This window comes from Bacillus sp. FAU18, assembly GCF_056033885.1.
On record NZ_JBVYHZ010000004.1, the window covers coordinates 1,799,479 to 1,825,433 of the forward strand.

28 protein-coding genes are annotated in these 25,955 nt (G+C 44.5%); 10 read left to right on the forward strand and 18 right to left on the reverse strand.

Annotated elements, in window-relative coordinates; genetic code table 11:
- Positions 1-114: 114 nt before the first annotated feature.
- Positions 115-864: an oxygen-insensitive NADPH nitroreductase gene (gene nfsA / locus AC0OMU_RS20320; RefSeq protein ID WP_043858905.1), complete on the reverse strand. Its 750-nt coding sequence runs from the start codon at positions 862-864 to the stop codon at positions 115-117.
- A gap of 105 nt (positions 865-969) precedes the next feature.
- Positions 970-2,151, reverse strand: coding sequence for a cell shape-determining peptidoglycan glycosyltransferase RodA (gene rodA, locus AC0OMU_RS20325; protein WP_015384988.1), 1,182 nt, complete (start codon positions 2,149-2,151; stop codon positions 970-972).
- Between the two features lie 485 nt (positions 2,152-2,636).
- Here rodA and ywcE point away from each other — a divergent pair, with 485 nt between their 5' ends.
- On the forward strand, positions 2,637-2,900 hold the full coding sequence (gene ywcE / locus AC0OMU_RS20330; RefSeq protein WP_003227411.1) for a spore morphogenesis/germination protein YwcE: 264 nt from the start codon (positions 2,637-2,639) through the stop codon (positions 2,898-2,900).
- 41 nt (positions 2,901-2,941) lie between these two features.
- Here the strand turns inward: ywcE and qoxD are convergent, their stop codons facing one another.
- From qoxD to qoxA, 4 genes are read right to left on the reverse strand one after another with little or no spacing between them, the layout of a single operon-like run.
- Positions 2,942-3,316, reverse strand: a complete 375-nt coding sequence (gene qoxD / locus AC0OMU_RS20335) for a cytochrome aa3 quinol oxidase subunit IV (protein WP_015384989.1) — start codon at positions 3,314-3,316, stop codon at positions 2,942-2,944.
- A 1-nt stretch (position 3,317) separates the two neighbouring features.
- Positions 3,318-3,932: a cytochrome aa3 quinol oxidase subunit III gene (gene qoxC, locus AC0OMU_RS20340; protein WP_015384990.1), complete on the reverse strand. Its 615-nt coding sequence runs from the start codon at positions 3,930-3,932 to the stop codon at positions 3,318-3,320.
- A 13-nt stretch (positions 3,933-3,945) separates the two neighbouring features.
- Positions 3,946-5,895 carry a cytochrome aa3 quinol oxidase subunit I gene (gene qoxB / locus AC0OMU_RS20345; RefSeq protein WP_003227407.1) on the reverse strand — a complete coding sequence of 650 codons (1,950 nt, stop codon included), beginning with the start codon at positions 5,893-5,895 and terminating at the stop codon, positions 3,946-3,948.
- 27 nt (positions 5,896-5,922) lie between these two features.
- A complete protein-coding gene (gene qoxA / locus AC0OMU_RS20350; protein ID WP_010886637.1) occupies positions 5,923-6,888 on the reverse strand; it encodes a cytochrome aa3 quinol oxidase subunit II in 966 nt (321 codons plus the stop codon).
- Positions 6,889-7,402: 514 nt separating this feature from the next.
- On the opposite strand from qoxA, the gene AC0OMU_RS20355 reads away from it, so the two are divergent.
- Positions 7,403-7,648: a GlsB/YeaQ/YmgE family stress response membrane protein gene (locus AC0OMU_RS20355; RefSeq protein ID WP_009968363.1), complete on the forward strand. Its 246-nt coding sequence runs from the start codon at positions 7,403-7,405 to the stop codon at positions 7,646-7,648.
- 67 nt (positions 7,649-7,715) lie between these two features.
- Here the strand turns inward: AC0OMU_RS20355 and galT are convergent, their stop codons facing one another.
- From galT to slrC, 4 genes are all read right to left on the reverse strand, one after another.
- Positions 7,716-9,257 (reverse strand): UDP-glucose--hexose-1-phosphate uridylyltransferase, encoded by a 1,542-nt coding sequence (gene galT, locus AC0OMU_RS20360; RefSeq protein ID WP_015483870.1) that lies wholly within the window; start codon positions 9,255-9,257, stop codon positions 7,716-7,718.
- Positions 9,258-9,260: 3 nt separating this feature from the next.
- Positions 9,261-10,433: a galactokinase gene (locus AC0OMU_RS20365; RefSeq protein ID WP_015384993.1), complete on the reverse strand. Its 1,173-nt coding sequence runs from the start codon at positions 10,431-10,433 to the stop codon at positions 9,261-9,263.
- 80 nt (positions 10,434-10,513) lie between these two features.
- The gene (locus tag AC0OMU_RS20370; RefSeq protein WP_003227398.1) at positions 10,514-10,897 is read right to left on the reverse strand and encodes a GtrA family protein; all 384 of its coding nucleotides are present in this window, start codon (positions 10,895-10,897) and stop codon (positions 10,514-10,516) included.
- A gap of 17 nt (positions 10,898-10,914) precedes the next feature.
- Complete coding sequence (slrC, locus tag AC0OMU_RS20375) at positions 10,915-11,586, reverse strand: transcriptional regulator SlrC (RefSeq protein ID WP_015384994.1); 672 nt, start codon at positions 11,584-11,586, stop codon at positions 10,915-10,917.
- Positions 11,587-11,940: 354 nt separating this feature from the next.
- On the opposite strand from slrC, the gene slrA reads away from it, so the two are divergent.
- From slrA to AC0OMU_RS20390, 3 genes are all read left to right on the forward strand, one after another.
- Positions 11,941-12,099: a transcriptional regulator SlrA gene (gene slrA, locus AC0OMU_RS20380; protein ID WP_003243648.1), complete on the forward strand. Its 159-nt coding sequence runs from the start codon at positions 11,941-11,943 to the stop codon at positions 12,097-12,099.
- Positions 12,100-12,541: 442 nt separating this feature from the next.
- Positions 12,542-12,850, forward strand: a complete 309-nt coding sequence (locus AC0OMU_RS20385) for a DUF485 domain-containing protein (RefSeq protein ID WP_003222190.1) — start codon at positions 12,542-12,544, stop codon at positions 12,848-12,850.
- The gene (locus AC0OMU_RS20390) at positions 12,847-14,388 is read left to right on the forward strand and encodes a solute symporter family protein (RefSeq protein WP_167560656.1); all 1,542 of its coding nucleotides are present in this window, start codon (positions 12,847-12,849) and stop codon (positions 14,386-14,388) included. The genes AC0OMU_RS20385 and AC0OMU_RS20390 overlap by 4 nt, the downstream gene beginning before the upstream one ends.
- Before the next feature lie 12 nt (positions 14,389-14,400).
- Here AC0OMU_RS20390 and AC0OMU_RS20395 read toward each other — a convergent pair whose 3' ends face one another.
- The 7 genes from AC0OMU_RS20395 to cidR form a co-directional block, all read right to left on the reverse strand.
- On the reverse strand, positions 14,401-15,021 hold the full coding sequence (locus AC0OMU_RS20395; RefSeq protein WP_014478353.1) for a DsbA family oxidoreductase: 621 nt from the start codon (positions 15,019-15,021) through the stop codon (positions 14,401-14,403).
- 89 nt (positions 15,022-15,110) lie between these two features.
- Positions 15,111-16,361: an iron uptake transporter deferrochelatase/peroxidase subunit gene (gene efeB, locus AC0OMU_RS20400; RefSeq protein WP_015384996.1), complete on the reverse strand. Its 1,251-nt coding sequence runs from the start codon at positions 16,359-16,361 to the stop codon at positions 15,111-15,113.
- 18 nt (positions 16,362-16,379) lie between these two features.
- Positions 16,380-17,537, reverse strand: a complete 1,158-nt coding sequence (gene efeM / locus AC0OMU_RS20405) for an iron uptake system lipoprotein EfeM (protein ID WP_015384997.1) — start codon at positions 17,535-17,537, stop codon at positions 16,380-16,382.
- Complete coding sequence (gene efeU / locus AC0OMU_RS20410; protein ID WP_015483871.1) at positions 17,534-18,979, reverse strand: ferrous ion permease EfeU; 1,446 nt, start codon at positions 18,977-18,979, stop codon at positions 17,534-17,536. Before efeU ends, efeM begins: the two co-directional genes overlap by 4 nt.
- Before the next feature lie 156 nt (positions 18,980-19,135).
- On the reverse strand, positions 19,136-19,804 hold the full coding sequence (gene thiE, locus AC0OMU_RS20415) for a thiamine phosphate synthase (protein ID WP_015483872.1): 669 nt from the start codon (positions 19,802-19,804) through the stop codon (positions 19,136-19,138).
- Entirely contained in the window at positions 19,801-20,619 is an 819-nt protein-coding gene (gene thiM / locus AC0OMU_RS20420; RefSeq protein WP_003244274.1) for a hydroxyethylthiazole kinase, read from the reverse strand. Before thiM ends, thiE begins: the two co-directional genes overlap by 4 nt.
- 7 nt (positions 20,620-20,626) lie before the next feature.
- Positions 20,627-21,532 carry a cidABC operon transcriptional activator CidR gene (gene cidR / locus AC0OMU_RS20425; RefSeq protein WP_153529930.1) on the reverse strand — a complete coding sequence of 302 codons (906 nt, stop codon included), beginning with the start codon at positions 21,530-21,532 and terminating at the stop codon, positions 20,627-20,629.
- Between the two features lie 105 nt (positions 21,533-21,637).
- Here cidR and AC0OMU_RS20430 point away from each other — a divergent pair, with 105 nt between their 5' ends.
- From AC0OMU_RS20430 to AC0OMU_RS20445, 4 genes are all read left to right on the forward strand, one after another.
- Positions 21,638-22,024, forward strand: a complete 387-nt coding sequence (locus AC0OMU_RS20430) for a CidA/LrgA family holin-like protein (RefSeq protein WP_003227375.1) — start codon at positions 21,638-21,640, stop codon at positions 22,022-22,024.
- Positions 22,006-22,683 (forward strand): CidB/LrgB family autolysis modulator, encoded by a 678-nt coding sequence (locus tag AC0OMU_RS20435; RefSeq protein WP_003227371.1) that lies wholly within the window; start codon positions 22,006-22,008, stop codon positions 22,681-22,683. Before AC0OMU_RS20430 ends, AC0OMU_RS20435 begins: the two co-directional genes overlap by 19 nt.
- Before the next feature lie 102 nt (positions 22,684-22,785).
- Positions 22,786-23,988: an MFS transporter gene (locus tag AC0OMU_RS20440; RefSeq protein WP_367147445.1), complete on the forward strand. Its 1,203-nt coding sequence runs from the start codon at positions 22,786-22,788 to the stop codon at positions 23,986-23,988.
- A gap of 33 nt (positions 23,989-24,021) precedes the next feature.
- Positions 24,022-24,219, forward strand: coding sequence for a YwbE family protein (locus tag AC0OMU_RS20445; RefSeq protein ID WP_015385004.1), 198 nt, complete (start codon positions 24,022-24,024; stop codon positions 24,217-24,219).
- A gap of 33 nt (positions 24,220-24,252) precedes the next feature.
- Here AC0OMU_RS20445 and AC0OMU_RS20450 read toward each other — a convergent pair whose 3' ends face one another.
- Positions 24,253-25,440: a class I SAM-dependent rRNA methyltransferase gene (locus tag AC0OMU_RS20450; RefSeq protein ID WP_474241447.1), complete on the reverse strand. Its 1,188-nt coding sequence runs from the start codon at positions 25,438-25,440 to the stop codon at positions 24,253-24,255.
- A gap of 120 nt (positions 25,441-25,560) precedes the next feature.
- Here AC0OMU_RS20450 and glxA point away from each other — a divergent pair, with 120 nt between their 5' ends.
- The gene (gene glxA, locus AC0OMU_RS20455) at positions 25,561-25,941 is read left to right on the forward strand and encodes a glyoxalase GlxA (RefSeq protein WP_015385006.1); all 381 of its coding nucleotides are present in this window, start codon (positions 25,561-25,563) and stop codon (positions 25,939-25,941) included.
- Positions 25,942-25,955 lie beyond the last annotated feature (14 nt).

A 25,955-nucleotide genomic window follows, 5' to 3' on the forward strand; every position in this document is an offset into this window, starting at 1 on the left:
CACTGCTTATCAGTGTCCCCTATCATTCGCCATTTATTTGTGAAAGCCTGTCCCTATTTGTCGGAATATGTTACACGTGAAACATAAAAACCCCTCCAGACGGAGAGGTTTGCTTTAGTTTTTATTAAAGCCCTTTTCTTTCACGTAGTCATTTAAATACGTACGCGGCTTTTGCTTCATAAAGTTCAGTATTTGATCGGACCACGTTTCTTCCCGCTGTCCGTTTGTTCTTTCTCTATAGTAATCAGAAATGGTTTTGTCATACGTATTCATAGTATGACGGAAATCGTCTTTGTTCACATTATACGTATTCTCATGATAAACAGCCTGCTTTGGCAATCTCGGTTTTTTGCCAGAAAGATTCGCAGGATGGCCTACCGCCAGTCCGAAAAGCGGGAGCACATGGTCAGGCGTTTGCAGCACCTCTGTCACCTTGTCCAGCTCATTCCGAATGCCGCCGATATAGCAAATGCCAAGCCCCATAGATTCAGCGGCAATGCTCATATTTTGCGCTGCCAGCGCCGCATCAATCAAGCTAACCATAAACATTTCTGTATTCTCGAGCAGCTCAGAAATATGTTCACCTTTTTCCTCAGCCAGTTGTTGATGGCGGTACAAATCCGCACAAAATACAAAAAAGTGTCCGTTCTTCTCAACGTAAGGCTGATTCCCAGCAAGCACGGACAGCTCACGTTTTTTCTCAGGATCAGAAACCCCGATAATCGAATATGCCTGCACATAGCTGGATGTAGACGCAGCCTGCGCACTTTTCACTAATGTATCAATTTCTTCAGCTGTCAAAAGCTGATCAGTAAAAGACCGGATTGACCGATGGTTCAAAATGGTTTCGATTGTGTTATTCATCACAAAAACCTCCTTATCACTTTTTATCATATCCGAAAAAAAGTGATCTCAAAAGTGAAATGCTCTGCACAAAAAAAGACAGCCTCTGTAAAGGCTGTCTACATATTAAGAATTAAAAAGATAACTTCTGTATTTCGTCAGCTGCACACTTGCATTATATACAATCCCGAAACCGATTAACGTGGAAAGTGTCGAGCTTCCCCCATAGCTGACAAACAGCAGCGGAATCCCGGTAACAGGCATAATGCCGATGTTCATTCCGATATTCTGGAATGTGTGGATCACAATTAACGCCGTATAGCCAACGCAAAAGAAAGAAGCGAAACGGTTAAACGGATGTATTTTGTCTATCAGAACGACAAGCCTGTAGATTAAAAAGAAGAACATGATGACAACAATTGCACAGCCTATAAAGCCAAAAGACTCACCTATTATAGAAAAGATAAAGTCAGTCGTACTCTCTGGAACATAAACCTTCAAATTAGAAATACCATTACCTAAAATACCACCAGATCCTATTGCCATGATGGCCTGGTCAACTTGCCAGCTGTCATTTGAATCTTCCTGTGTCTCATTTGAAGCAGACACCCAAGAAGTGACCCGCTTAATTTGATAGTCCTGTATTCCAACTGATTTAGCAACGTCAGGAAAGTTTATCATTACTAATAAAATTAATGAAATGAGTAAGATACCTGAACCAGCTATGATCGCAATCAATTTCCAATTTATCCCTGACATAAAAACCATTACAAGAACGATAAACATACATATTCCCGCAGTCCCAGCATCCTGCATCAAGATAAGACCTACAGGAATAACTGCGACACCCGCAATCTTTAATAACAAGTGGATATCATCCCTAAGCGTCCGAACTCCTTTAGGATTTGCTTTTCCAATAACTGAAGCAAGCATCATAATCAAACCAACCTTCATAAACTCTGACGGCTGTATTGTTATTCTACCGATCCTAAACCAACTTTTTGCCCCTTTAATAACAGGTGCAATAGACTCGGGACTGATTTTAAGAACAATCAAAGATAAAATACCAATAATAAAAATATATAAACTTAACTTTTCAAGCTGTTCTAAATCAAAGTACAAAAGAACTGTAATGGCAACAGCCCCCAAAAGATAAAACACAATTTGCTGAATCCAATCCGTGTTCCCATACTGCCCAAACTGACCGGCAGCATAAATTGATACTACGCTTATAATAAAAAACACACCAAATATAAAAATCAAATCCCCCTGGTAAAAGGGGCTTTGCTGTTTCTTATATCGACTCATTCTATCCCGCCTTACATTTTCATCGGAAAATCACTAATGTTTATTATACATGAACCACGTTCAAGATGACACGTGAAGCTCGCTTCCTTTTATGTTTTTTCAGCATTTGTGGCGCTTTTTCAGCTACACGAAATATGACGTATCATAAACCGAAATGTTTCGATTGACACAAAACTTTTCAAATGAAAAAAACGCCATACCAAAAGAATTTGTTAAAAAACGAATGCGATAATGTGTTATGTTCCCAAATAATGTGATACCTCATATAGAATTTAGAGCCCCATGCCCATACATTCTCCTAGCACATTGAACGAAAAAAATAAGACGATAGATCCAGTCCATTTCTGCAAAAACACGTATCAATTTCTGGAAAACATGGTATAATAATTGTAACAGAATGTTCAAAAAACAATCACAAAACAGACACAACTCAGTTCCTCTATTTCATTTTTGTAAACGTTATCACAAAATGAAAGGAGACGGGTATGATGGACATGTTTTTTGCTTACTTACTGGTTGCTAGCGCAACGCCTCTCTTTATTTGGCTTGATAACAAAAAAGTCGCACTCTCAGCTATTCCGCCAATCATTTTAATGTGGGTATTCTTCTTCTTTTACGCAACAGAAAGCCTTTCTCCACTTGGACACACTCTCATGATTATCTTGTTTGCCGTCAACGTCATTGTCGCTCATATCGCTGCATTTATCATTTACGGCCTTCCGTATCTTCGCAGAAAGCGAAGCAGCTGAAGACAGCAAAAAACCCTCTTCCAATGAAGAGGGTTTTTGTATTATTCGTTATGGCCTGAATGCTCTGAGTGTTCAGCGCCTCCAGGAGGATTTCCGTCCATATGGTCACCATGGTGATAGTGAGCCGCGAAAATCCAGATGGATCCAAGTACGATAACGATCGCGCCAAAGAATCCGAACAGCGTGTTTCCGACTTGGATCGTGCCGTTTTCGCTCTCTGTCATGTGCATGAACATGAGAAGCTGGAGCGCCGCCTGGATGAAGGCGAAGCCGAAAATGATCCAAAGTTTTGCTGATGAGCTTAGGTCAGTATACACTGCAACCCATAGAGCCAGCAGGGTCAAAACGATAGACAGTGCAAAACCTACAATGTGCTTCCATGGAAAGTGACTGTGTTCAGCAGATTTGTTTGCCATTTTACAGACCCCCCAATCCCATGAGATAGACACCTGTGAAGATGAAAATCCATACAACATCTAAGAAGTGCCAGTACAAGCTTGAGATAAAGATTTTAGATGAAGTTTGCGGAGTTAAGCCGCGTTTCTTCAACTGAATCAGAATTCCTGTGATCCAGAAAATCCCGATTGTTACGTGAGTTCCGTGAGTTCCAAGTAAAACAAAGAATCCAGACCAGAACGCACTTGTACCGAGAGATGCTCCTTCATGTACATAGTGGACAAACTCGTTGATCTCGCACCCGACGAAGCCGGCACCGAGAAGAAGAGTGATAATTGTCCAAATGACTACGCCTTTTAAACTTCCGCGGCGCATTTCATGAACAGCGATCCCGCAGGTAAAGCTGCTGATCAGCAGCAAGAACGTCATAATCATTACCAGATTGACTTCAAATAGTTCGTCTGGCAAGACACCTCCAGCTGTTCTGTTTTTAAGAACGAAGAAGGTTGCAAATAGTGTTGAGAACAACACAATTTCTGCCCCTAAAAAGATCCAAAACCCGAGAATATTAAGTCTGCCGGTTTCAGATTGATATTCCATAGGCGCGTTAGAATTGCCGTGTTCTGCATGTTCCATAACTCACGCCTCCTTATTCGGAAATCTTTCTTTCCGTCTCTTTTATTTCATCAACACTAATGTAGTAGCCGTTGTCGTATTCGAATGAACGCAGAACCATGCAGAGCAGGACTCCGATCAATCCGACTACGCCCATCCAGTACCATTCAAATACCAGTCCAAAGCCAGCGAGACCGAAGGCAACAGACATAAAGAACGGTCTGCCTGAGTTGCTTGGCATATGGATTTTTTTGAATTTGCTTTCAGGGTATAATTCAGTTTTTTCTTCTTTCATATGCAGGAATGCATCTTGAGATTTGACTTCAGGAAGCACCGCAAAGTTGTAATGCGGCGGAATCGCAGAAGAAGTCGCCCAATCAAGCGTACGTCCCACACCCCATGAATCTCCGCTGATTTCACGAGTAGAGTAACGGAAGCTGTAGTAGATGTTATAGCAAAGGATTAAGAATCCTACACCCATCATGAAAGCTCCGACAGTTGAGATAAAGTTCAATGTTGTCCAGCCGTCGTTCGGTCCGTATGTGTAAATACGGCGAGGCATGCCTTGTAACCCCAAGAAATATTGCGGGAAGAAACAAATATTGAACCCGATCATAAAGATCCAGAAGAACCATTTTCCGATTCTTTCGTTCAGCTTGTGGCCGAACATTTTTGGATACCAGAAAATAAATCCGGCGAAACAAGCAAATACAGTACCCGCGATCAGCACATAGTGGAAGTGAGATACAAGGAAGTACGTATTATGGTATTGATAATCCGCTGCTGCCATCGCAAGCATAACCCCTGTAACCCCGCCGATAACGAAGTTAGGAATAAACGCAAGCGCCCACAGCATAGGTGTTGTAAAGCTGATTCGGCCTTTATACATTGTAAAGAGCCAGTTAAAGATTTTAACCCCGGTTGGGATTGAGATTGCCATTGTCGTAATTGAGAAGAATGAGTTAACGGACGCACTGTTCCCCATTGTGAAGAAGTGGTGAGTCCAAACTAAGAAACTCAATACAGAGATGGCGATAATAGAACCAACCATCGCTTTGTAACCAAACAATTGTTTTCTTGCAAAGCTTGAGATGATTTCTGAGAAAATACCAAACGCCGGAAGAATAACGATATATACTTCAGGATGTCCCCAAATCCAGAACAAGTTAGCCCAAAGCATCGGCATACCGCCTGCTTCCAATGTGAAAAAGTGAGCGCCGAACAAACGATCAAATGATAAAAGTGCTAATGCTACTGTAAGTACAGGGAACGCAAACACGATAATAACCATTGTGATCAGTGTTGTCCATGTGAACATTGGCATACGCATTAATGTCATGCCTTTTGTTCTCATTTTTAAGATTGTTACCATAAAGTTGATCCCTGTCATCAAGGTACCGATACCGGCAATCTGAAGTCCGAGGAGGTAGTAGTTCTCACCCGGCCCAGGGCTCATGTCGTTACTTGCAAGCGGCATATAACTCGTCCAGCCTGCGTTCGGAGAACCTCCGATAACGAAAGAAATATTGAAAAGCATCGCCCCTACAAAGAACGTCCAGAAGCTCAGGTTGTTCAAGTAAGGGAACGCAACGTCGCGGGCACCGATTTGAAGAGGCACAACAACGTTGATAAGACCGATTAAGAACGGCATCGCCATGAAGATGATCATGATTGTACCGTGAGTTGTAAAAATTTCATTATAGTGGTTTGAGTCTAAAAAACTGTTATTCGGAAGCGCTAGCTGGGCACGCATCATCAGACCGTCGACACCGCCGCGGAATAACATAATTACAGCAGATATAATGTACATGATTCCGAGTTTTTTATGGTCAACAGTAGTTATCCATTCAGACCACAGCCATTTCCACTTTTTGAAGTAAGTCAGTACAAAAATAATGGCAATGGTTGAAAGCGCAATGGAAACTTGTGCGCCCAGAATTAATGGGTCACCAGTTACGAAAAATTCGTCCCATTTGAATTTCATGCAGGCTTCCTCCTTTCCTGATCAATATCATTCTTCTGTATCATCAGACTTCTTAAATTCGTTTTTCTTTACGTTTTCAAACGGATCTGTTTTAGAGTGCGGTGAAACGGCTTGATAGCCAAGGCGTTTGCGCGCCTCCATCGCGTACTCAGCGTCTTGTCCGTGATCAACGTATTTCAAGTGAGTAGAAGAGAACGTTAATTCGTCCACATTTTCAGGAAGCATCAATTCATCATACTTCTCTTTTGTCAGCTTAGGAGCCTCGTTCTGAGTCTTTTTCACCCAGCTGTTAAAGTCTTTTTCTGTGACTGCATTCACATCAAACTCTTGGTCCGCAAAATGTTCACCTGTGAAGTTCGCATTGCGGCCTTCGTAAGTACCCACTTTGTCAGCCTGTAAGTATTGATCCATCAGCATTCCTGCCATCGCATATTTTTGTCCTCCAAGCTGAGGAATCCATAGCGAAGCCATTGAATCTGCAGATGAGATTTTGAACAAGATCGGGCGGTCGACAGGAATGTTTAAGTAGTTGACCGTTTCAATATCCTGTTCAGGGTAGCTGAATACCCATTTCCAGTCTACCGAAGTAGCATAAACAACAAGAGGCTCTTTGTCTTTTGTTGCTTCAGGAGCTTTTTCTAACGAATATATCGTCTGTACGGTTGGCACAGAAAGTGCAATGACGATTAAAATTGGGATCACTGTCCAGACTACTTCTAAAAACGTGTTACCATGAATTTCTGGGTTATAAGATCCATTATCTTTGCCTTTACGGTCGCGGTATTTTACTAAAATAATGGTAAATAGAACAAAGACGACCCCGACGATAAACAGCATAAATCCGATAGATAACAGGATTAAATCACTTTGCTGTTCAGCTACAGGTCCTTTCGGATCTAGTACTGAAGCATTGCTGCATCCCCCAAGGACGAAAACCACAGTTAACAGCGCTAATACAAGCAACGGTTTTAATGCTCTGAACAAGAAGATCACCATCCTTCCTATTGATGTAATAAATCTGAAGTGCATACTTCCTCAAAATCTTTTCTCTACTTTGTTATGCTATCAAAAACTTCACATATTAGCTTTATTTTTTTATAAACTTCATCCCATTTTCGCTTAAATGTCATAAAATCGACAAAAATCGCTCCAACTTTATTCACATCTATCGCTTAAGATGAAAAGTTTCTAGTTATTTCCGCATATAAGTAAGAAAAGATGATGAAGAACTAATTCTGACAAATAAAGGTTTACCACAATAAAAAACTTAGGTCAATCAAAAGTTTCATTTTGTTAAATTTTCTAGATAGGAATTATTTTTTCCTTGTCTAGCATCTTTTCACACGGTTACCATTTTAACGCATCAAATATTGAAAGAAAAGGCGCAATGAAGAGCCAATATGCTCTGAATTGTCCGTATTTTTTAATGAGAGCATCCAGTTGTTTATCTTATACAAAAAAGAGGAATGATATAAGCAAATAAATAAAAAATAGGATGTGTTGAATGATGAGTTTTCTTATTTCACTTATCGTCGCTATTATTATCGGATGGCTTGGAAGCCTGTTTGTAAAAGGAGATATGCCCGGAGGAATTATCGGGTCTATGATCGCAGGTCTTATTGGCGCCTGGATCGGACACGGGCTGCTTGGAACATGGGGGCCGCACCTAGCCGGATTTGCCATTATTCCAGCGGTAATCGGCGCAGCCATTGTTGTCTTTCTAGTAAGCCTGTTAACCAGAAAAAGAGGATAAAAGCAGCACCCGAAGCGTATGCGCTTTGGGTGTTTGTTTTGCCATAAAAATCGAAAAAGCCTCAACCCTAGCGGTTGAGGCTTTTGACTGGTTTGACGCCCAACTGGTCGATAAACCTTCTGAAGGCCTGTTTTCCTTCCGTTGTCTGTTTAAACACACCGGCGTGTTCAAGAATGCGAGCGAATACATGTCCCAGCTCTTCTTTTATGACTAGATCTGCATTCTCTTTTGTTATGGTTCTTTTTTCCATCATCCGAATAGCCCACTCACTATGTTTTGCCGTGAGCGGATTTTGTTCTAAAGCTGTTTTCGGATCAGCAGAGCATAGCGCCGCTGCTGTTTCTTTCATTTCCTCCTGTAAGCGGCCCGGTAATATCGCCAATCCCATGACCTCAATCAGGCCGATATTTTCTTTTTTAATATGGTGAACTTCCTTATGGGGATGAAATATCCCTAAGGGATGCTCCTCATCCGTCCGGTTGTTCCTCAGTACGATATCGAGTTCGTACAAGTCTCCCCTGCGCCGCGCAATCGGTGTGACCGTATTATGGGGCGTATCGCCTGTATAGGCGGCAATGCCGGCTTTTTCATCGGAATACGTCTGCCACGTGCGGAAGATATGGTCAGCAGCTTCGGCGACATGACCCGGTTCGTCTCCTTGGAGCCTGAGCACAGACATCGGCCACTTCACTAAGCCCAGCGACACGCCGGGATAATCATTTAATTCATAAACGTCTTCCGCTTCTGCACGTGCCATTGGAAAATCATGCGCGCCGCCTTGGAAATGATCATGGCTTAGGATGCTGCCGCCGACAATCGGCAGATCCGCGTTTGAACCGATAAAATAATGCGGATATTGGCCAAGAAATGACAGCAGCCTTTCAAATGTTTTTTTGCTGATCTCCATCGGTTCATGTTCACCTTTTAAGACAATACAGTGCTCTGGATAATAGACATATGGCGAGAATTGCAGGAACCATTGTTCGTCCTCAAGGATGACCGGAATGATTCTGTGATTTTGCCGGGCTGGATGATTCACGCTTCCCTCGAAGCCGACATTTTCTTTACACAGCAAACACATCGGATAATTTGTCTGTTCCTGCTCTTTTGCAGCCGCAATCGCTTTCGGGTCCTTTTCAGGCTTTGATAGGTTAATGGTCATTTCCAGCTCGCCATATTCGGTCGGCACCGTCCAATGAACATTTTTGGCGATTCTGTCAGTCCGTATATAATAGACATCCTCTGAATATTGATAGAATTCCTTTGTCGCCTGTTTTGGGCCGTATAATGCTTTTGTCTCTTCAAATTTGCGAATGACCTCGGACGGGGCAGGTACAAAACAGCCCATCAGCTTTGCGCTGAGCAGGTCACGGTACGTATCTGTATCCGCTTCCATTCGGCCGGTTTCGGCAGCCCATTTATAGATGGGAGCAAGCAAGTCCGGCAGGCTTTGTGACTGCTTGATGCTGGTCCCGGAGACCGGCTCGGGATGTGTGATGCCCAGCGCTTCATAAAGACGGTTTCTCGTATATTCCCGATCCCAGATCGAAATCAATTTTCGTTCCAGGCCATACTCAAGCAGCTGTTCCAGATGTTCAATAATACTCATATGTCACTCCCCCTTTAGTTCTCTCGCTCCCTCTCCGATATCCGCGACATAAAAGTCCGCTCGGAGCCCTGTTTTTTCTTGATATCTGTCTCCAACCTTCTGAATAAAATCATCAACGAACTCATCTTTTACAATGCTGATGGTGCATCCGCCAAAGCCTGCTCCCGTCATTCTTGATCCAATTACACCTTCGTGATCCCATGCCGCAAACACAAGCTCATCAAGTTCAGGGCATGTTACTTCATAGTCATCCTTCAATGAAAGGTGGGATTCCTTCATTAACTGCCCGATTTCATCTATATTGTTCTCTTTGAACATATGGGCCGTCTTAATAGCACGATGATTTTCGTATACAGCGTGCTTTGCCCGGCGTCTGTTCGTTTCATTTTGGATCAGGCTGGAATGCGCATCGAAATCAGAAGGCTTGATGTCGCCCAGTGCTGCAATATCGAGGCCTTTTTTCAGATCAAGCAATGCATCATTGCATTCTTGGCGTCTCGTATTGTAGCTTGAGTCAGCCAATGTCCTTTTTTTGTTCGTGTTCGCGATGACCAGCGCGAGGCCTGAGACATTGAGTTTGCTATATTCATAGTCAAGCGTGTCGCAGTTCAGCAGCATCGCATGATGTTTTTTCCCCATTCCAATTGCAAATTGGTCCATAATTCCGCAATTGACGCCGATAAAATGGTTTTCCGCATGCTGCGCCATTTTCACAAGCTCAAGCGCATCTACTTCAGGATGTAAATAGCTTTGGAGCACGACCCCCATCAGCAGTTCAATAGAAGCGGAAGACGACAGCCCCGCCCCGTTTGGAATATTCCCTGAAAATACAATGTCAAAGCCATGGGGAACTGCATATCCCCTCTGTTGAAATTCATAAATCACGCCTTTTGGGTAGTTCGCCCAGTCGTCTTCTTTTTGATAGCGAATATCGTCAAGGCTGCATTCCTTGATGCCTGCGTTTTTAAAATTATCTGAATACATCCGGACAAGCCCGTCTTTTCTTTCTGCAACAGCAGCATATGTACCCATTGTCAGCGCGCACGGAAATACATGCCCGCCGTTATAGTCTGTATGTTCTCCAATCAGATTCACTCTTCCAGGTGCGAAAAAAAACCGTAATCCCTCTTTTTCTCCGAATACACTTGCAAATATCCCCTTTAGCTCTTCCCGCATGTGCAATCACCTTTCTGGTTTTTATTTTTTATTCCCCTTATTTCTCCATAGAAAACGGCAGATCATATGCTGCAGTCCTCTCATACCCCTTCTTCTTTTGTTTTTTTAAAGACGAGCCATTTGCTCGCAACATAGTTGACGACAACAATGACCGCGTTGTCGAGTATTTTGGCCAAGGTTTCATTTGTATTGAACTGGCCGACAAGAATGATCATCATGCCTAAATCTATGCCGAGAGACAGGACCCGAACGCTGAAAAAAGCAGTGAGCTCTTTCAGCAGGCTCTGCAGATCATGTGTTTTTTGCTGAAACACATATAATTTATTTGTTATATAAGCAAACAGCACGGACAAAATCCAAGCGGCGACAGTGGCGGCTTTGTAATCCACATTCATGATCTCTACCAATATATAAAAGCTGGCGATATTCACAATGGTTGTGAAAACCCCCATAATGATATACATAATTATTTCTCTATACTTCACTGATGTTCCTCGCTTTCTGCAAAACTTTTCAAAATTCTTGGCCTCTCGTGCTCTCTGTCTAAAGTGAAAAATACCGAGAGTGCGTCTAAAAAGCTGCGGAAGGTGGCTGGCTGGCCCAATACATATGATTGTTTGATGATTCCGTCGAGGACTGCACATATTATTTTAGCCGTATATTCAGGATCAATACAGGCGTCAATCAGCTTTCTCTCCTTCAGCCACTTAATATATAACACATTTTCTTCCACCCACAATTCGTACAGCCGGACATAGGCCTTGCATTTCTTTAAAACTTTATATGTCGGCATGTTCATGGCAAACGAGGTGATGTCCCACGACGGCTTATTTATGTAATAGGAATAAAGCAGTTCTGCAGCGTGTTTTGCAGCCTCGTCCAATGTCAGCGATTTCACTGACTCCCGCTCCATTTGATCAAGATACCCTATAATGATCTTTTTTTTCATCTGACGTTTTTCGAGAAGATACAGCAGAAAATCGTCTTTGCTGACAAAATGAACATAAAATGCTCCTTTGCTGTATCCGGCGGCTCTGCTGATATCTTCTACAGAAACCGGATCATACGCTCGGTCAATCAACAAATTCACGCCAGCGTCTATAAAACTTTCAAATGTTGCTTCTCTTTTAATTTGAAATTTGTTTTTTTTCATATTTTTCTCCTGGCGGTAATGATTACCCTTATATTACACCGGATCAATCTTTAGCGGTATTTATTTCTTTGAACGGTTATGCTATTCGGTTTCCCAGGGGTCATTTTTAATAGGCTAAATGATTTATTTTCATTTACATACTATCCAGTCAGTATTTAATTGTTTATTATTATAAATAAGGTCCATTGGTTATATTAGTCATTTTTTTAGGGAATAGGTAGGTGGTTTTTCCTTCAGTTTGTGAACACCGAGCAACTATGTGTGAAATTTGTTGTACTCGCCTCATCATCGCGCTGGCTTGTCTTTTATTGCCCGCATGTTGCAGGAAAACATTTTATACAATTGGAGGTTACTATGAAAACTCATGTTAAAAAAGATTTGGACAAAGGTTGGCATATGTTAATTCAAGAAGCTAGATCCATTGGATTAGGCATTCATGATGTGAGGCAGTTTTTAGAATCTGAGACAGCATCGAGAAAGAAAAACCACAAAAAAACCGTCCGGCAAGACTAGTCCGAACAGGCGGATCTATGTACCTCTGGCTTTTCTATCACCTGATCTGAGTTTTCACCATATCCTCTATTCAAAAGCAAATCGCTGCGCTGAGCTTGAGGACAAACGGTGTGTCAGCTAACTACGACAGACAGCCGGTGATGCGATCACCTCTTGGCACATGCATTGTCATAAAGAGGTGATGCGAACATGATAACCGTGCTCTGGTAAACAGCAGCTTTGCTGAGAACAAGCTGCATTCGGTGAGGTTTTGAAAGCAAACTCGTTTATACACGGCCGAGCTTGAAAACCTTCGCCTGTCTTTAGACCACTGTGTTCACCTCTTCACGACTTCCTTCTTTTTTCATCCTCCAGATATTGTTCAACGCATAAATCGGACTTTCAGTACATACCTATTGGTGTACCTTTTTGCTTACGTTTAGCGAATAAAAGGAGGAAAGCCATGTACAAAGCTGATTATAAACAGATTGCTGCAACGCCGTCTTTTCAAGCTTTTTTAAAGCAGAAACGCGCTTTTATTGTTCCTTCTGCGATTTTCTTTTTTGTCTTTTATTTTTCACTCCCTGTTTTGACATCTTATTTCACCTTTTTGAATGCACCGGCCATTGGAGCTGTTTCATGGGCTTGGCTGTTCGCCATCGCCCAATTCGCTATGACCTGGATACTGAGTACTGTGTATTCCCGGAGAGCCGCTCATTTCGATCGGTATGTAAGCGCTTTAAAAGAGGATCTGAAGGGTGAACAGACATGAATATGACTGCTTTTTTATTATTTTTGGCGATTGTTGGCCTGACGCTTATTATCACGTATTTTGCCGCGAAGCGGACGAAAACGACGAGTGAGTTTTATACGGCGGGCGGCGGGCTCACCGGTGTTCAGAATGGACTGGCAATTGCCGGTGACTACATGTCTGCCGCCTCGTTTCTCGGGATTGCCGGAATGATTGCGTTATATGGATTTGATGGCTTCTTTTACAGCATCGGTTTTCTGGTGGCTTATCTTGTTGTCTTGTACATCGTGGCGGAGCCGCTTCGGAATCTCGGAAAGTACACGATGGCAGACATGATTGCCGCTCGCTTTAAAGAAAAGAAAATCCGCGGTGTCGCGGCTCTCAATACCATTGCCATCTCTACTTTTTATATGATCGCCCAGCTCGTGGGGGCGGGAGCGCTGATCAAACTGCTTCTAGGGCTGGATTATACCGCGGCTGTCCTCATCGTCGGAGTGCTGATGACCATTTATGTCGTGTTTGGCGGCATGATCGCGACAAGCTGGGTTCAAATTATTAAAGCCGTTTTGCTGATGGCCGGCACACTCGTGATTTCGATTATCGTGTTTTCGAAATTCGGCTTTAGCCTTAATACCATGTTTGAACAGATGAAAACGGCTACTCCGCTGGGCGCTGATTTTTTGAATCCCGGAAATAAATACAAGGTGCCGCTTGAGACCTTGTCGTTAAACTTGGCGCTCGTGCTGGGAACCGCCGGGCTTCCGCATATATTGATCCGGTTTTATACCGTTAAGGATGCCAAGACGGCCCGTACATCCGTTGTGTCAGCGACATGGATTATCGGTGTGTTTTATATTATGACGGTGTTTCTCGGCTTTGGTGCCGCGGCATTTGTCGGTTTTGACGCGATTACGGCGGCTGATCAAGCGGGAAATATGGCGGCTCCGCTTTTAGCAAAAGCACTCGGAGGAGACTTTCTGTTCGCGTTTGTATCAGCCATCGCCTTTGCCACCATTTTGGCTGTTGTGACAGGGTTGGTGCTGTCTGCCGCCTCAGCATTTGCCCATGATATTTACAGCCAGATCATCAGAAAGGGAGAAGCAACTGAAAAAGAACAGATGAAAGCGGCCAGATGGGCTTCTGTCGCCGTGTCAGTACTCTCGATTCTCCTTGCGATTTTTGCACAATCCTTAAATGTGGCGTTCCTTGTTGCACTCGCGTTTGCGGTAGCCGCTAGCGCAAACCTTCCGCTGATTGTGTTTACTGTCTTCTGGAAACGATTCAATGCCTCAGGCGCTTTATGGGGCAGCCTGACAGGCCTGATCAGCGCGCTTGTGCTGGTGTCAATGAGCCCTAGTGTGAGGGACCCGGCCGGAGGTGCTATTTTTACCGGTGATCCGCTCATTCCGCTGTCTAATCCAGGGATTATTTCCATCCCGCTCGGCTTTCTCGGCGCGTGGCTCGGAACGGTGCTGTCGTCTGATAAAACAATTGATGAAGATACGTTTGCAGAAATACAGGTGAAGGCGCATACTGGCGTCCATATGGAACAGGAATAAAAAAAGCTCTCTTTATAGAGAGCTTTTTCCTTGTCTTTTCTTCTGTTCGTCAGAAATCGCTTTTTCAAATACATCCTTGCCGGCAGCACCCGGAATTACAGTGTCGCCAATAATAAAGGTTGGAACGGCTGTGATGTCAGCCTCTTCATAAGCGTGCTTCAAGGCTTGGCGCTGCACGTCCTGATATGTTCTTGTTTCCAGTGCTGATTTGAATGATGCACCGTCTAATCCCACTTCCTCGGCGAGCTTCGTCAAGATGTCAATGTCGCCGATATTTTGGCCCTCCTGGAAAAACGCCTGAAAGACACGGGTGTTGTATTCATGTCCTTTATTGTATTCCTTCGCAAAATGGAAGCCTTCAAACGCGAGGTCTGTATACGGATGGGGTGAGACGTTTGGAAAATTGATCTCGACTCCTAATTTCTCCGCCATTGGCTGAATTGATGTCTGCCACATGTACTGTTTGGAAGGATCATTGACCGGATCAAGCTGAGGAGATGGGCTTGGGCGCAGTTCAAACGGCATCCACTCGACTTCAACATCCTTTCCTTTTATCGCTTCTTCAAAAGCGGCTTTTCCAACGAAACAAAATGGGCAGACGTAATCTGAATAAACTTTAATGTGTACTGTCATGATAATCTCCTTTCGTATAAATTGATTTTAAACTGTAACAATTAAAGTTACAACTGTTTTTTAAATAAAGAAGCCGATTTAGGCTTCTTTTATGATTCCAGCAAACGCTGGGCAATATATTCTCCTTTTTTGCAGCCGCCTGGGCATGCATATAAAGCAGAACCGATTGTTTGTGTATATTCGTTTAACGCATCCTTTGCTGAAAGAGCCTTCAGCATCGGGATAAACTGATTGTCGGGATTTTTTTGAAAACTGATAAACAGAAGACCTGCATCCATATAGCCGGTTTTCGGATCAAGTCCTTCTGTGTAAGAGAAAGCTCTTCGCAAAATTTGTTTTCCCGTAGATTTCGCTAGACTGACGTGCGAATTAGACGGAATTTGATTCAGCTTCACGGGATCTGTTTCCTTTTTCTGCCCAAAAGGCGCCCCTGAGCTTTTTCTGCGGCCGAAGGTATCCTCTTGGTCCTTAAGGGAAGAGCGATCCCATATCTCAAGGAACATTTTGATTTTCCGAAAAGCCATATAGGTGCCGCCCGTCATCCAGTCAGGCTCACCGGACTGAATCCACACGATCGAGTTCATCAAGCTGTCATCCTCCGTGCTCTGGTTGCCTGTTCCATCTTTGAACCCGAAGAGGTTGCGCGGCGTTTCACCATTTTTTCCTCCGCTTAAAAAGCCTTTGTTCACAAAGCGGACCTCACAAGTGCCGACCGCTTGATTTAGCAGGTTACGCAGCGCGTGAAACGCCACTTGCTCGTCGTCTGCACATACTTGAATGCAGATGTCCCCGCCTCCCTGCTTTTCATCCAGGTTGTCATTGGGCATCGGTGGAAGAGCGGCCAGGTGCTTCGGTTTTTTGCTTTTCAGCCCGAAGCGGTCCTTCCCGTCTTTTTCAAAAAAGCCAGGCCCGAATCCGAATGTGACCGTTAAGTTGGAAGGGGATAAATCAGCAGACTCACCTGTATCCTGCGGCGGCAGATATTGATTTCTCTGCTCAGCTGACATTTTCTTTCCAGACGTCAGCATCTGTGTGAGACTTGTCCAGTTTCTAAATAACGTAATGATGTCGCTTTTGTCTTTTGCTGTTACATCCAGTGCAGCAAAATAGACATACGTCTGATGGGCAGTTGTGATTCCGGCCTGATGCTTTCCGTAAAACGGAACAATCTGTTCCTCCTCTTTTTCATCCTTTTTCGATGGCTTAGCCGCAGTCTGAACAAGCGGAGCGAGACCGCCGAGACCGCTGGCACCGATCGCAACGGCTGCCCCCGCCATCGCTCCCCATTTTAAAATGTCCCGTCTATGAATTTGTTCTGGCTTTTTTTGTTCATCGCTCATGCTGTTACAAAACTCCTTTTATAGCACATTCGCAATCTTCGACATGGTTTCAGAAAGAGTCGTCAGCTTTGTGCTCAGCTCTCTGATTTGCTTTTCACTTAATTTATCATAAGACGTATAGGACTGATCATTTGTTTTGTATTTTGCCATTAAAACTTCAAATTCGCTGAACTCCGTATCCAGTTTTTCCGTCAAGTCGGAGTGATCTTTTACAAGCGCGCTTTTCACTGTTTGATAAACGGCTTCGGAGCCTTCCACATTTGCCATAAGGTCAACTAAATCAATTCGTGAGTAGCGCTCTTCTTCTCCCGTAATTTTCGAAATTCCGGCTTCGTTCAGAAGCTCCATCGCGCCTGCAACAATTTGTTCAGGTGTTAATTTCAGTGATTGAATTGAACCGTCAAGCTCTTTTACATCCTTGAGAAGCTGGTCAGCTGTTGCCTTTTCCCCGGAAATATCTTGATCCTTCCAAATGGCCTTCTCAAGCTTATGGAAGCCTGTCCATTTGTCTCCTTCTTCAACATCGTTTTCTCGTGCATCAATTTTCGGGTCAAGATCTCCAAGGCTTTCAGCGATCGGTTCGATACGCTCGTAATAAACACGCGCTTTCGCATATAACGTTTTAGATTTTTCGATATCGCCGGATTTCACAGCGCTTGTAAATGCTTCAGTCGCTTTGACAAGCTGGCCACTCTGCTTTTTGACATAGCCTTTATACTCATCCGCTGCTTTTGCCAGCTGATCGCTAGCCTTTTTGCCGCTCTTCTTCGCTTCTGTCAGGTCTTCTAAGGACGCTTTCAGGGACTCGGATTCTGTCTTGATTTTTGCTGTATCCGGTTTGTCTTTTTGCGCTTCTGTGTAGATTGGCTGAAGATGTTTTTCGATTTCTGTATATTCGAATGGATAGTCGCTGCGAATGTCGTTTTCAAAGGAAAGCCAGTAGCTGTTTAACTCTTTCCCCTTCTTTTCAATCTCTTTTTGGTCTCCTTTTTCCGCTGAGTCATTCAGCTTGGAAATGATGGTTTCCATTTTATTTACGGATGCGGTGATTTCTTTAGTGACCCCGCTTTTTTCAGATGAAGCTTTTTCTTTGGTTGAAGATGTGTCGTTGGCTCCGCAGCCTGCGCACAGCGCAAGGATGCATCCGGCTGATACAGCGATTTTTGTGAAATTCATTTTGTCAGTTCCTTTCTGTTTGTAAAATGTTTTGCCGCTTCTGAAACAAGCGCAATCAGTAAAAAGAGTAAAATCAGCATTTGCGGAATCGTGCTGTACACAGACGGATAAATTCCTAGCACCGATACAGACGGCAGCCAGCTTTCTGCATCAGACGGAAGAATGCCCGCCAGTTGAAGGCTGTGAACGCCGGTTCCGAGAAATTTCACGCACATATACAGGACAACCGCCATTGATAGAAGAAAAAACGGCTTCAATGGAATGCGCATTCCGAGCTTGATCATCAGAACACCGACGATGACGAGAACGATAAGCCCTGCGGCAGTTCCGCCGATCAGTTCAGTGAGCGGGAGCTTCCCGACAAGCCCGATGAAAAAGATGACCGTTTCGAGACCTTCTCTTACAACTGCCAGAAATGCAATGAGCGCAAAGGAAAGCAGGCTTCGTTTTTTTAGTGCCTGTGACTTCTGGATATTGATTTTTTCTCTCCATTTATCCATTGAGGCGTTTCTGTGCAGCCACACCCCGACATACAAAAGCATGACAGCAGACAGTACGCCGGTAATGCCGCCAAGCAAGAAATTGTTTTCTCCGAATACACTGGAGGAGAACAGAACCGTGACACCGATGCCGGCTGCTAAGGAAACAGCCATGCCGGCGGACGCCCCGCCCCAGATCCATGCCGAGGAGCGCGTGACCCGCGCTTTTTTTGTCATGGTTAGTAGCGCTCCGATGACAAGGAGAGCCTCCATTCCTTCACGAATCGGGATCAGCGCCGCGTCCCACCAGCTGTAGCTGCTAGAAGCGATCGGCTCGAGCAATTGAATCATTTCGTCAATTTGCTTTGATACCTTTTCGGGATGGCTGCCGATCTCCGCCTTCATCAGCGCCAGATTTTCCTCCGATGTCGTATAGGCTTCTTTCGATTGGGACACGACGTCTCCCTCAACGGCGAGCCAGGATGTAACTAAATTGTCGATTGCGGATGACGCTTCATCCAATTGTTTTTTTTCTATTAACTGTTTTGTGTCTTTCAAGCTGTGTATATAGGCTGTTAAGGACGCCCTTGATTGACCTGAGGATGTCTTTTTCAGCACGACAGCCTGCTGGTAGGTTTCTAAATGAGATGAAAGCTCTTCAAGCTGTGATTTGAGCTTGCCTGCGTCTTGATTGATAAAAGAAAGAGAAATCATCGCGATATTCGCGTCCATTTCACTGTGAGAAGAAAGGTTTTCTTTCTTAATAGAAGGTTCTTCTTTTTTCCACTTCGCTTTGAAGGTGTCAAACGTTTGTTGTGCCGAATCCATATCCCCGTCTTTTACGGATTTGATCATTTGCTTGTTTAATTGAATTAATGCGGCGATCGGATCATCTTCCGCATGTGCCGCAGAACCGAAAACCATCAACAAGCTGAATAGAATAAGTGCCAGCCCCCGAGCCATCATGTTCCTCCTATAATTGAAAATGATTATCATTGTATAACATAATCATAGCCAGTTCCTGTCCTTTGTCAATTAAAATTTGAAGGTCTGAAAACCTTGATGGACAGCAAAAAAGCTGTCCTTTTACAGAACAGCCCTTTGAAGGATAATGAACGATTATCTTCCTGTTTTATACGTTTGAATTTCCTCACGAAACTTGCGTGCAGCACTCTCAGGATCCTCCGCCTGACTGATGGCGCTGATCATACTGACACCATCGGCCCCCGCTTGGATAACAGGTGCGGCATTATCTATTGTGATTCCGCCGATGCCGACAATTGGAATGCTGATGCCTTGGCGGCGCACTGCTTCGATAAGAGATACACCCTGTACCGCTCTCGTATCCTTTTTCGTTTCAGTCGGATAGATCGGCCCAAGCCCGACATAATCCGCTCCGTCTTCTTCGGCTTGCTTCACCTCAGACATCGTATGGGCAGAAACGCCGAGAATCATATCACCTATGGCAGCTCTTACCTCTTTCGCATTTGCGTCTTCCTGGCCGATGTGGATACCGTCAGCTTTCAGCTTCAGAGCCAATTCCACATCATCATTGACAATGAACGGAACACCAGCTTCACGGCAAGCTGCCTGCGCTTTTTCAGCAAATTTAATCCGAGCCTCTCCTGTCAGCGCATCCCCGCCTTTTTCACGGAACTGGTACAGGGTGGCACCGCCTTTTAACGCTTTTTGTACAACTGTAACAGGATCGGCTTTCGTATTGTTTGACCCCATAATGAAGTAAACAGATAATAACTCTTTCATCATTTCCCGAGAAATACGAGTCATGAGACAGTCACCCTTTCTATAGTCGCCCATTCTTGGACGTCTTGTTCAGTAACAGTTGAAAGCTTGTTCAGCAATTCAATCTGAAAGCTTCCAGGGCCTTTGTCAGCCGTCTGCTGTGCGGCAAGCTGAGCGGCGACCCCATACGAAGAAATGGCCGCAATAGCAGCAAACAATGGATTTTCTTCCACAGCGCAAAACGCACCGACGACGGAAGTCAGCAGGCAACCGGCGCCTGTCACTTTTGTCAGCAGCTTGTGGCCGTTATGAAGGGTGTATACATGTGACGTGTCGGCTATGACATCAACTTCACCAGTAATCGCAATGACCGTGTTTAGCTTTTGTGCCGCTTGCTGAGCCAGCCGGATGATGTCGCCTCCGCCTTCACCCGCATCAACACCTTTGATCAGCCAATCCGTCACACCGACGGTATGGGCAATTTCCGCCGCATTTCCTCTGATTGCAGCAAGGCGAACCTCACGAATGATGTCACGTGCCGATTCAGTTCGGAACGGTGTTGCTCCGGCACCGACAGGATCAAGAATGACGGGAACGCCATGTTCATTAGCTGATTTTCCCGCGATGATCATCGCTTCGACTGACTCCTTGCTCAGTGTTCCGATATTTAAAACGAGTGCACCCGCAATCTTCGCCATATCGGCGACCTCTTCTTTTGCGTACGCCATAACGGGCGATGCGCCGAGCGCGAGCAGGCCGTTTGCTGTGAAATTCGTTACGACATTGTTGGTTATGCTATGCACCAGTGGGCTATGCCGGCGGACAGCGGTAAGACATTTTGCTGCTGATTGTGCATCCATGTTTGCATCATCCTTTACTATCTTTTTTCGGGTCCCATAAATACGATTTCGTATGTTCGAGCCAAGCTCTGGCCGCAAACGACAAGTACCGGTCCTTTCTCCAAATAATGGCGAGGTGCCAAGGGATGACCGGATCGACAAGCGGAATGACTTTCACTTTTTCCGGGTCAAGGCCGCGGCAGATCCGTTCCGGCAAAAGCCCGATCCCAAGGTTGGCTGATACCATCTCACTAATAAAATCCCATTGTGATGTTTCATAAATGATATGGGGCCGGAACCCAGCCTTGATACATTCCGTCATAATTCGGTTGTGCAGGACAAAATCCTCTCTGAAGAAAATAAAAGGCTCGTCCTTCAACTCACGCAGCTGACATTCTTTCTCATCAGCCAGCCGGTGGGAAGGGTGAACGACAAGCATTAAGGTTTCTTTTACGATTGTAAACGAATGAAAGGTATCTTCGTTTGCAGGAAGGACCACAACGCCGATATCAAGAGAGCCGTCCCCGACACCTTCTTGTACTTTTATAGAACCGTCTTCGACTAGCTGAAAGGTGACATTCGGATAGTTTTCACGGAAATCGCCGAGCACTCTGGGGAAAAACCCCGATCCGATCATCGGCGGCAGTCCAATCCGTACGTGCCCTTTCTTGACTTCCATAATATCATTTAATTCTGACGTCAGGTTTTGAAATGATTTAATGATTTCCTGCGCCTGCACATACATGCTATGGCCGGCATCAGTCAGTTCCACCTGCCTGCCGTTTCGGTAAAACAGTTCAATTCCGAGCTCTTCTTCTAAATTTTTGATCATTTTTGATATCGTCGGCTGAGAAACATAAAGGGATTGGGAAGCCTTCGTAAAACTTTTTAAACGGGCGACTTCCAAGAAATATGTTAAATGGCGGATATCCATGTGCTTCACCCTTTCTATAGACAAAAGGAATACTTCTTATTCTTAATATATATTTTACCTATAGAGAGACCTTATGTACAATAAGTATATAAGGGAGGCATCAATATGAAAAAACTGTTGCTAACCGTTATTCAAATCGCTCTGTTATTTATATTTGCTCGGCTGATTAATTGGGTGACAGCCCTTCTTCATATAAATATTCCCGGCAGTATAATAGGAATTGTGATTCTTTTCACATTATTGCACTTTAACATTATCAAGCTTGAATGGATCGAGCTTGGTGCAGCGTGGCTTCTCGGGGAGCTGCTTTTATTTTTTATCCCGTCTGCCGTCGGAGTGATTGAATACGGAGACATTATGTCGAAATTTGGTGTCAGCATTCTGCTTGTTGTCATCATCAGCACGTTTGTCGTGATGGTGTCTACAGGAACGCTTACACAACTCATCGCAAAGAGAAAGGAGAAAAAGCATACGTGTTCATCGGAATTGTAAGTTTGTTTTTAACGGTTTTGGTGTATTTAGGAGCAAAAAAGGTATATCAACGCTTTCCGCGTGTTTATACGTCGCCGCTATTGGTGACGCCCGCTGTGTTAGTCGGTCTGCTGCTGCTGGTGAATGTCCCGTACGAGTCCTATAATCTCGGCGGCGGATTGCTGACCGATATGCTACAGCCGGCCACCGTGGCATTCGCGATCCCGTTATATAAATATTTCCCTGTTTTAAAGAAATACGCAGTGGAAATTATTTTGAATGTGGCCGTCGGTTCATGCATCGCGATTATTTCTACCGCTCTTATTGCGAAATGGCTTCACCTCGGCACCGGCTTAATTGACAGCCTCGTCCCGAGATCAGTGACAACGCCGATCGCGATGAACGTATCTGAAATGATCGGCGGAATGCCTGCCGTCACAGCCGTGTTTGTGATTTTAACCGCTTTGCTCGGCACAGTGATCGGCCCGATGGTCATCCGCTATTTCCGTATTGATAACGAAATCGCGCGGGGCGTGCTGCTTGGCACAAGCGCGCACGGAGCGGGAACGTCAAAGGCATTTGAGCTTAGCTCTGTGTCCGGCACGATTTCCAGTGTGTCGATGATCTTAGCTGCGATTATGACGCTTTGCGCGGCGCCGTTTTTACTTTCATTTATGTAAAAAACTGTCCTCTCGAGGGCAGTTTTTTTATGTGCTTCCCCTTATTGAAAAGCTGGCGAATTCCAATATAATGTATTTGTGGATACCAAAGGAGGCACCCTGATGCACAACTTGCAGGTGAGGCGGCATTACGCCGCGTTAAAAGGATTTTATTTGTTTGCTTTTCTCGGTACGGGCAGCATAATTCCCTTACTCAGTATGTATTTAACGAAGGAACAGCATTTAAGCGGATCACAGGTCGGCTTGATCATGTCGCTGGGCCCGATTGTGATGATTTTCTTTCAGCCGTTTTGGGGCATGCTGAGCGACTATACGCAAAAAACGAAAGGCCTGCTGGCGGTTTGCACATCAATCACAGGCATCATTGGATTAGCCTATATTGCATTTGACAGTTTCCCTCTGTTTATTTTGATTGCGGCCTGTTTTGCAGCCTTTCAAAGCACGATTATTCCACTTTCGGACAGCATTTCACTAAGGTACACACAAGAAACAAACGGCAATTATGGCGGAATCCGGCTGTTTGGTTCTCTCGGCTTCGGTGTCGCGGTGTTTGCCATGGGACAGGTGACGAACCAGCTGTACCCCATTCACGTGATCTTTATCTTTGGCTGTGCCTTTCTGTGCATTGCTGCCATATTAGCTTCACAAATGCCCGGCCAGCAGAAAACAACAACAAAGGTCAATATCCGCAAAGGATTCCGGGAGCTTATCAGCAACAAAACATTCCTCATCTTTATGATCATCACCTTTACGACATTTGCTCCAAACTTAGCGAACAATACGTATTTCAGTCTTTTTCTGGACAAAAGCGGCGCGTCACTTTCCGCTATTGGCATTTTATTTTTCATCGGTGTCATTTCAGAAATTCCATTTATGAGATTCGCCCAAACATTTATAGATAAAATGGGGCTGCTCAACGTCATTATGCTGTCAGGCGGGGTTTCATTATTTAGGTGGGCACTCTATTTCACGGCGCCTTCATTATGGATCATTTATGCGACAGTCTTTCTTCAGGGAGTGGCCATCGGTTTATTTATCCCGGCGGCGCTTCAATATGTGAAAAAGATTACCCCAAGACACGTTGAAGCGACGGCACTGACCATGTACGCCGCCATCGGCAATGGATTCGGCAACTGGTTCTGCACATTTGCAGGCGGGTACATTTTTGACTACGTGTCGATCTTCGCAGTCTACTTGCTTTTTGGCATTCTGAGCATAGCAGGCTTTGGCCTGACATTATATTTAATGAAGGCTGAAAAAAACAAAAATACACTTCATCAGCCGGCTGTTACTTTTAAACCATAATGACTATAATGAACAAAAGAAAGGATGTGCGTTATGAACGGGCAAGAGCGAAACAGCATTTCGAAAGGGTTGCAAGTTGATATTGTATTGAAAGCAGATCAAAAAACAGGAAAACTGACGAGAGGGACAGTGAAGGATATTTTGACGAAATCAAGCTTTCATCCGCATGGCATTAAAGTCCGTCTTGAAGATGGCCGCATCGGCCGCGTCCAGCAGATCATTTCTACATAAAAAAAGCTGCCCCTGAACAGGGCAGCTTTTTCGTTATTTTTTCTGCAGAAGGACCACTTTCAAGTAGTTGCCTTCCGGAAATGCCGAAATCGTTTTGAAATCCTCCGGCAGCGTAAATTCCTCAATGATGGTGTAGCGTTCGTTTGTTTCTTTAAATGCAGCATCGATAAAGCCTTTGAATTTCTTCATGCCAAAGGCGCTGCTGTTTGTAGAGGCAACAATGACACCCTTGTCAGCAGTGATGGCGATCGTTTCCTTCAGCAGGTTTTTATAATCCTTTGCCGCGCTGAAGGTGCGTTTTTTTGTGCGCGCAAAGGAAGGCGGATCGAGAATAATCAGATCAAAGCGCAAATCCTTTTTTGCAGCATATGAAAAATAGTTAAACACGTCCATCACTTTAATGTCGTGCGCTTCGTAATCCAGCTTGTTCACGCTGAATTGCTCGATCGTTTTGGCCAGACTTCGGTTTGCCACGTCGACGCTTGTTGTTTTCTCTGCTCCGCCAAGCGCCGCTGCCACGGAGAATGCACCCGTATAAGAAAACGTATTTAAAACGGTTTTCCCTTTTGCATAGCGGTCTCTGATCGCCTTGCGCACATGTCTCTGATCCAAAAAGATGCCCGTCATGGCGCCTTCATTCAGATCCACCGCGTATTGAATGCCATTCTCCTGGATGATGATCGGGAACTCGCCCCTTCTCCCTTTCACGAAGTCATCATCTTCAACGTATTGTCCAGCTGTGTCGAAGCGTTTCTTCTCGTAAATCGCTTTATAATCAAGATCCATCTTATCCAATGCGGAAATCAGCATGTCTTTAAAGGTGTAAATCCCCTTGCTGTACCATTGAATCAGCAGGTAGCCGTCATAATAGTCGATGGTGACGCCGCCGACACCGTCGCCCTCACCGTTAAACAGGCGGAAAGCTGTTGTATCTTGAGCCTCAAATAGTTTGGCGCGCGCTTGGGCCGCTTTTGTTAATTTGGTGAGAAAAAATGCCTGGTCAACCTGGTCATGTTTATTGCGGGTAAGCGTCCAGCCGACCCCTTTGTTTTGCAGGCCATAATAGCCCCGCGCGAGAAACTCGCCGCTCTCAGACACGATATCAACGAGGTCTCCTTCTTTCATGTGCCCCGCACTCCCTGCGAGAGCTTCTTTTTCAATAAGGGGATAGCCCTTTTTTATTTTGGCAGCATGTGCTTTTTTTAGGGTCAGTAGCTTCATATATGTCGTCCTCTTTCCGTTTGCTTTCTCTTATCGTACCACAAAACACCAAGATGTCTGCATTGACAGAAAGGAAAGGTTTTTCTACGATAGACAAAAAGAGTTACGAGGAGGAGCAGCATGCCAAAACGAATTGACCATACAGGCATCATGGTAAGAGATATTAACGCGTCCATCACATTTTATGAAGAGGTACTCGGCATGAAATTGAAGGATCGCATCACACACACGAACGGTGTAATCGAGCTTGCTTTTCTCGGCTTTGAAGACGGCCCGGAAACAGAAATTGAACTGATTCAAGGCTACAGCAGTGAGCTTCCCGCTGAAGGAAAAGTGCACCACATTGCCCTGCTGACGGATGACATCGCGGCTGAATATACAAAAGCGGAAAGAATGAACGCGAAATTTATTGACGAGGAGATCACAACACTTCCAAACGGATACCGTTATTTCTATATCGAAGGTCCTGACGGTGAGTGGATTGAGTTCTTTCAGCGATAAAAATAAAGAACGTA

Coding starts and splice junctions, on each gene's coding strand:
- nfsA (WP_043858905.1), bottom strand. CDS start 864: ATGAATAACACAATCGAAACCATTTTGAACCATCGGTCAATCCGGTCT.
- rodA (WP_015384988.1), bottom strand. CDS start 2,151: ATGAGTCGATATAAGAAACAGCAAAGCCCCTTTTACCAGGGGGATTTG.
- ywcE (WP_003227411.1), top strand. CDS start 2,637: ATGATGGACATGTTTTTTGCTTACTTACTGGTTGCTAGCGCAACGCCT.
- qoxD (WP_015384989.1), bottom strand. CDS start 3,316: ATGGCAAACAAATCTGCTGAACACAGTCACTTTCCATGGAAGCACATT.
- qoxC (WP_015384990.1), bottom strand. CDS start 3,932: ATGGAACATGCAGAACACGGCAATTCTAACGCGCCTATGGAATATCAA.
- qoxB (WP_003227407.1), bottom strand. CDS start 5,895: ATGAAATTCAAATGGGACGAATTTTTCGTAACTGGTGACCCATTAATT.
- AC0OMU_RS20355 (WP_009968363.1), top strand. CDS start 7,403: ATGAGTTTTCTTATTTCACTTATCGTCGCTATTATTATCGGATGGCTT.
- galT (WP_015483870.1), bottom strand. CDS start 9,257: ATGAGTATTATTGAACATCTGGAACAGCTGCTTGAGTATGGCCTGGAA.
- AC0OMU_RS20365 (WP_015384993.1), bottom strand. CDS start 10,433: ATGCGGGAAGAGCTAAAGGGGATATTTGCAAGTGTATTCGGAGAAAAA.
- AC0OMU_RS20370 (WP_003227398.1), bottom strand. CDS start 10,897: ATGTATATCATTATGGGGGTTTTCACAACCATTGTGAATATCGCCAGC.
- slrC (WP_015384994.1), bottom strand. CDS start 11,586: ATGAAAAAAAACAAATTTCAAATTAAAAGAGAAGCAACATTTGAAAGT.
- slrA (WP_003243648.1), top strand. CDS start 11,941: ATGAAAACTCATGTTAAAAAAGATTTGGACAAAGGTTGGCATATGTTA.
- AC0OMU_RS20385 (WP_003222190.1), top strand. CDS start 12,542: ATGTACAAAGCTGATTATAAACAGATTGCTGCAACGCCGTCTTTTCAA.
- AC0OMU_RS20390 (WP_167560656.1), top strand. CDS start 12,847: ATGAATATGACTGCTTTTTTATTATTTTTGGCGATTGTTGGCCTGACG.
- AC0OMU_RS20395 (WP_014478353.1), bottom strand. CDS start 15,021: ATGACAGTACACATTAAAGTTTATTCAGATTACGTCTGCCCATTTTGT.
- efeB (WP_015384996.1), bottom strand. CDS start 16,361: ATGAGCGATGAACAAAAAAAGCCAGAACAAATTCATAGACGGGACATT.
- efeM (WP_015384997.1), bottom strand. CDS start 17,537: ATGAATTTCACAAAAATCGCTGTATCAGCCGGATGCATCCTTGCGCTG.
- efeU (WP_015483871.1), bottom strand. CDS start 18,979: ATGGCTCGGGGGCTGGCACTTATTCTATTCAGCTTGTTGATGGTTTTC.
- thiE (WP_015483872.1), bottom strand. CDS start 19,804: ATGACTCGTATTTCTCGGGAAATGATGAAAGAGTTATTATCTGTTTAC.
- thiM (WP_003244274.1), bottom strand. CDS start 20,619: ATGGATGCACAATCAGCAGCAAAATGTCTTACCGCTGTCCGCCGGCAT.
- cidR (WP_153529930.1), bottom strand. CDS start 21,532: ATGGATATCCGCCATTTAACATATTTCTTGGAAGTCGCCCGTTTAAAA.
- AC0OMU_RS20430 (WP_003227375.1), top strand. CDS start 21,638: ATGAAAAAACTGTTGCTAACCGTTATTCAAATCGCTCTGTTATTTATA.
- AC0OMU_RS20440 (WP_367147445.1), top strand. CDS start 22,786: ATGCACAACTTGCAGGTGAGGCGGCATTACGCCGCGTTAAAAGGATTT.
- AC0OMU_RS20445 (WP_015385004.1), top strand. CDS start 24,022: ATGAACGGGCAAGAGCGAAACAGCATTTCGAAAGGGTTGCAAGTTGAT.
- AC0OMU_RS20450 (WP_474241447.1), bottom strand. CDS start 25,440: ATGAAGCTACTGACCCTAAAAAAAGCACATGCTGCCAAAATAAAAAAG.
- glxA (WP_015385006.1), top strand. CDS start 25,561: ATGCCAAAACGAATTGACCATACAGGCATCATGGTAAGAGATATTAAC.